We start from the raw sequence: 1,733 nt of genomic DNA, 5'->3' as shown, positions 1-1,733 counted from the left end.
GCCGGTCATTTCTCAGGTGCCTTCCGTAGGGCAGCTTAACCAACCCCAACTGCCACCAGGAAGTTTGCCTGCTGAGTCTCCTTTCCAAGGAAGAGCTGTGGCTCCTCCGGCTGGAGATATTGCTGTCGGCACGATTCTACCCGATCCCCCTCCGGTTGACCTGGGAACCAACGCCAAGATTAGCCTGACCTTGAAGGATGCTCCTGTGGGGGATGTGCTGAGTTTGTTGGTGCGACGGGCAGGTTTGAATGTGGTGCTCAACGACGTTCCACCCGAGCTGACTATCTCTTTGGACGTGCAGGACTCGCCCCTGCAAGAGACGTTTAACTTTATCCTGCGGCTAAAACAGCTACAGGCACAGCGACGGGGCCAAACTGTCTTTATTGGACAAAACCTGCCAGGGGTGAGCGGGATCCTAGTGCGCAACTACCGCCTGAACCAAGCCGTTGCCGCAAATATAGCTCCTCGTCTCGAAGCTGTTTTAAATGCCGTAGCTCCAGGCGCCCAATTTGATGTGGACGAGCGCACCAACTCCATTACCGTGATCGGCACCGAGCGACAGCAGGACATCGCCGCTGCCCAGATTGCTCAACTGGATGTGCGCCGGCGGCAGGTTTTGATTTCCGTAAGAGCGGTCGATATCCGTCTGAACAACAACGAGAGCTTATCGGTTAACTTGGGCGGAGCCTCTGGTAACTTTGCTGTTGGAACCTTGGGAGGGGCAAGCTTCGGTGGCGAGCCACTGAACCAGCCTCAGGGATCCTCAGTAGAATCCATTGGCCCCACTGGGCCATCTGGCTCTATTACAGGTATCTTCAATACCCTCAACCGCCTGCAACAATCCTTGGCTTTGCGAGTTCAAGCAGCCATTCAGAACGGAACCGGCAAAATTTTAACCGATCCCAAAGTGGTGGTGGCAGATGGCAGCTCTAGCCGGATTAGCATTGCCACCAGCGTGCCTGTAAACGTCGAAACCATTACTATACCCCAAGGAGAAAACCAGCCACCAGTTGTTACCCAGCGTTTGCAGAGAGAGGAGGCTGGAGTTATCTTAAACGTTTCGGATGTCAGGATAGATGACAATGGATTTGTTACCTTAACTATTCGGCCTGAGATTTCCATCCCCATACCCATCCAAGTGCTGGAAGGTGGAGACTTTGCAGGGATCCAGCTTTTTAACATTGATAGGAGACAGTTAGAAGCCTCTCAATTGAGACTAAGAGACGGACAGACTTTTATTATCGCCGGCCTAATCCAAGACAGAGATACTGTCGATGTTCGTAAGGTTCCTCTGTTAGGGGACTTGCCTCTTCTAGGTGCTTTGTTTCGCTCCCAGGCTGTGAATAATGAGCGCAATGAAGTAGTTTTTATGCTGACGCCCTATATCATGGACGATAACGTAGCCTTTGGTCTACCTTCTAATCTATAAGACAGTAGGAAGTTAGTATGCTAAGCCGTCAAGTTTCTCAATTCTCGGCCATCCTAGTCGTTAGTAACTTGTGCATTACAGCCTGTCAAAGAATCAAGGGGTACAGTAGCAACACCTAGCAAACCAACCTCGGAAGCAGGATGGATTGTTCAGTAGTCAAGAAGTCTTCACTATCTGCTCCAGGCTATACTTTCCAATTCTGGAAAACTGCCAAATAAAATGCTTCAACACCGACCACATCATCTCAATAGGATTCAATTCCGGCGCATACACAGGCAGGTACAGCTAACTACTCCTCTTAGGG

At 50.7% G+C, this 1,733-nt stretch carries 1 protein-coding gene and 1 pseudogene; one reads left to right on the top strand and one right to left on the bottom strand.

Annotation, left to right across the window (positions count from 1 at the left end):
* The first annotated feature begins 97 nt into the window (after positions 1-97).
* On the top strand, positions 98-1,429 hold the full coding sequence (locus tag NW852_RS02230) for a type II secretion system protein GspD (RefSeq protein ID WP_414426425.1): 1,332 nt from the start codon (positions 98-100) through the stop codon (positions 1,427-1,429).
* Between the two features lie 93 nt (positions 1,430-1,522).
* On the opposite strand, the pseudogene NW852_RS02225 reads toward NW852_RS02230, so the two are convergent.
* Positions 1,523-1,714 (bottom strand): annotated as a pseudogene (locus tag NW852_RS02225) (transposase); the annotation flags it as partial.
* Positions 1,715-1,733: the final 19 nt, after the last annotated feature.

It is taken from the genome of Synechococcus sp. H60.1, assembly GCF_047462335.1.
In the GTDB taxonomy this organism is placed as follows: domain Bacteria; phylum Cyanobacteriota; class Cyanobacteriia; order Thermostichales; family Thermostichaceae; genus Thermostichus.
This window is presented reverse-complemented; position numbering and strand designations above follow the sequence as displayed.